This window comes from Candidatus Hepatincolaceae symbiont of Strigamia maritima, from assembly GCF_055505085.1.
This window is the reverse complement of sequence record NZ_DBKDTU010000088.1, coordinates 1-2,645: the sequence shown is the minus strand read 5'-3', so window position 1 is coordinate 2,645 and position 2,645 is coordinate 1. Positions and strand designations below refer to the sequence as shown.

Below are 2,645 nucleotides of genomic sequence, written 5' to 3'. Positions count from 1 at the left end.
TTCCCTACACGACGCTCTTCCGATCTATGAAAAATAATCAACTATACATCTTAGGATGCGGGGGTTCCAGCGGTGTTCCTAGTGTAGAATCAGGGTGGGGGAATTCTAATAAAAATAACTTGAAAAATAAACGGAGTAGATCCTCTGCTTTTTTTATAATCAATGGCATTCATATCTTAATAGATACCACTCCTGATTTAAGAGAGCAACTACTTAGCAATAATATAAAAAGAATAGACTACTTACTTTATACCCATGCCCATGCAGATCATGTTAACGGTATAGATGATTTAAGAGGAATTAGTAGACTAATGCAGCGACCAATAGAGTGCTACTTTAATTATTTTACTTTTAAACTAATTCAAAAGAATTTTTCTTACGTCTTTAACAATAACTCTATAAATAAAGGGATTACTGACTTTACTAGTCCTGCTCTCGTTCCTAATATATTAACAAAGTATGAAAATTTTACTCTTAAAGTAAAAAATAAGGAGTCTGTGATTGTTGTTCCAACTCTTCAAAATCATGGAACTTCTCTAAGTACCGGTTTTGTTTTCAACAATAAAATTGCTTATGCTACAGATTTTGTGTCCTTAGAGCAAAAAGCTCTAGATCATTATAAAAACTTAGATATATTAGTAGTCTCAGCCTTTACAATGAAACCTCATCATTGTCATTTACATTTAGCAAAACTAATAGAGTTAATTCACGAATTAGCACCAAAAAAAGCCATTCTTACACATATGGGTACTAACATGGATTATGACCGCTTACAGGCTATTTTGCCAAAAAATATTATTCCTGCTTATGATGGTTTAAAAGTTAATTTCTAAATCAATTTTAAGGCTTTATTATTTATATATCTTAGCACATTAGTATAATGGCTAATCTAAGCTTTATATTATGAATCTTACATAATATTAGATTATTAGCGATCACAGGCAAAATTACAGACAAAATCTCTCTGGAAATCTCTATTTAATAACACCGGAAAGAATGTTAAATATGTTAAATTTATAGCATATTTTAATATTTTTGTTTATTACAACTGTTCATAAACCATATATATTAAAGTATATAATAAATTTCTCATAATATAAATTATACGATTTTAGAATTGCTAATCCCCACAATAACTATGTGTTTAAACCTTATTTGTTTATTCATATAAAAAAGGATTTATTTTGGCAGCTGATTTTACAACTATTAAACTTAATTTAGCTTATAAAATTGAAGGTTCTAATTTTGTGGTTAGATGTCCTAAGCATTTAGATAAAAATCCTAGTTTGAAAATTAATAAATCTACCGTTCAGTTTATTTGTTTCGGTTGTAATTATAAAGGCAATGGCAATTTAGCTACTCTTTATGCAGATTTAACTAATATACCATTAAAAGACTGTTTAACTGAGGTTTATGCTGATAATTATGTTAATTCTTCTGTTTATATTAATGATCCTAAAAGAATCACTAATACTTTTGACTTTTCTAAAATTAAGGGTTCTTTAACACTTCTTAATAGCTCTGCTAACCCTACTGAGACTGCACTTGCTTAAATATTTGGACACTCGTAATATCTTTAAAAAAGACTTTACTAACCTCTACCTTACTAAAAAACCTATTAACTTAAATTATGAAATTATAGACAATACTAATATTGAGAAAATTACTACTGCTATTTATCCTAAAACTTTAATTATTCCTTTATTTAATGAATTTAATAAAAGAGCAAGTTAAGGTAATTTATCAAGAGCGTGTGGTTTCTTTTAGAAAAACAGAGAGAAGAACATTAGGTTACTAAATTGTAATTATCTACTTTTACTAACTCTATACTTTTAAGTTCTTACTTTAAGAAATAAACTTATTAGTTAGTAGTTTCTTTGGTTTTTAGGTTTCGTCATATTTTTTCAAAATATAATCTTCATAACGTATATTATATTTATCTTCAAATTTGCGTTCTAACCTAGTTAGTTCTAGCATATCTACTACAAATTCTGTATGCTTAAGTGCTATATTTTTAAAAAAATATATGGTTTTACTAAATCCTCCATTTGTATTATAAGTAAATGTTCCTTCAAGTCGTAGAATAGTAGGGTCTATGAAAGTTCCATCTACTCTGGTAATATCTTTAACAAAAATTATATTCCGTATTGTGGATAACAATAATCATTACTTATACACTCTGTATAGCTATCTAATACTAAAGAACCTTGCTTATCAGGTATATTTTGAAAGATTTTAAGTGCCTTATATACCAATAAAAAATCTCCTTTTTTAATGCCTGATATCCTTGCATTATTAAGAAGATCGTTATTTTCTATAACATATGTCTTAGGGCTATTATTAATAGTTATTTTTTTAAAGGTATCCACAAGAGATAACTCGGTACCATATTTTTTACTCAGGATAACTTTATACAAATCAGTTATTACCTGAGCATCTCTTTTTTGGGTTTGTTCTGTTTGGTCTTGTTCTGGAGAGTCGCCAACACATCCTACTATTATTAACCCTATTATTAGTATAATAATTTTTCTCAACATTTTAAATTATTCCCCTTGTAATTTAAAAAAAAGTTTATTTGGTTAAGTTTTTATTAAGATATTACTATACTTCAACTATAAAATAAAACATAAAAAATGCTTTATTTA

At 27.3% G+C, this 2,645-nt stretch carries 4 protein-coding genes; 2 read left to right on the top strand and 2 right to left on the bottom strand.

Features of this window, described 5'->3' with window-relative positions:
• The first annotated feature begins 1,184 nt into the window (after positions 1-1,184).
• Positions 1,185-1,553, top strand: a complete 369-nt coding sequence (locus ACQCX0_RS02125; protein WP_462562510.1) for a CHC2 zinc finger domain-containing protein — start codon at positions 1,185-1,187, stop codon at positions 1,551-1,553.
• Between the two features lie 4 nt (positions 1,554-1,557).
• Positions 1,558-1,734: a hypothetical protein gene (locus ACQCX0_RS02120; RefSeq protein WP_462562509.1), complete on the top strand. Its 177-nt coding sequence runs from the start codon at positions 1,558-1,560 to the stop codon at positions 1,732-1,734.
• Between the two features lie 150 nt (positions 1,735-1,884).
• Here the strand turns inward: ACQCX0_RS02120 and ACQCX0_RS02115 are convergent, their stop codons facing one another.
• Both ACQCX0_RS02115 and ACQCX0_RS02110 read right to left on the bottom strand, forming a co-directional pair.
• Positions 1,885-2,160 (bottom strand): hypothetical protein, encoded by a 276-nt coding sequence (locus tag ACQCX0_RS02115; RefSeq protein WP_462562508.1) that lies wholly within the window; start codon positions 2,158-2,160, stop codon positions 1,885-1,887.
• Positions 2,136-2,537, bottom strand: a complete 402-nt coding sequence (locus tag ACQCX0_RS02110) for a hypothetical protein (RefSeq protein ID WP_462562507.1) — start codon at positions 2,535-2,537, stop codon at positions 2,136-2,138. The genes ACQCX0_RS02115 and ACQCX0_RS02110 overlap by 25 nt, the downstream gene beginning before the upstream one ends.
• Positions 2,538-2,645: the final 108 nt, after the last annotated feature.